The following is a 230-nucleotide window of genomic DNA, read 5'->3' as shown; positions in this document are numbered from 1 at the left end:
CGAGATGCCGACCCACGGATCTTCGCCCAGTTGCTTCACGCCCAGCGAGACGCGGTTCTTCTCTTGGTCGAACTTGAGGATCTTGGCGGTGATCTCTTGGCCAACCGACAGCACTTCGCTCGGGTGACGCACACGACGCCATGCCAGGTCGGTGATGTGCAGCAGACCGTCGATACCACCCAGATCCACGAACGCGCCGTAGTCGGTGATGTTCTTGACGATACCGTTGA

General features: G+C 59.6%; 1 protein-coding gene. It reads right to left on the bottom strand.

Annotated elements, in window-relative coordinates; all coding sequences use genetic code 11:
- Positions 1-230: S1 RNA-binding domain-containing protein (locus tag RVY79_RS21840; RefSeq protein ID WP_317466718.1), on the bottom strand; the 230-nt coding region annotated here is incomplete at both ends.

This window comes from Chromohalobacter sp. HP20-39 (assembly GCF_033052815.1).
Classification (GTDB): domain Bacteria; phylum Pseudomonadota; class Gammaproteobacteria; order Pseudomonadales; family Halomonadaceae; genus Chromohalobacter.
Note: the sequence above shows the minus strand (reverse complement) of the source record. Positions and strands in the feature narration are given on the sequence as shown.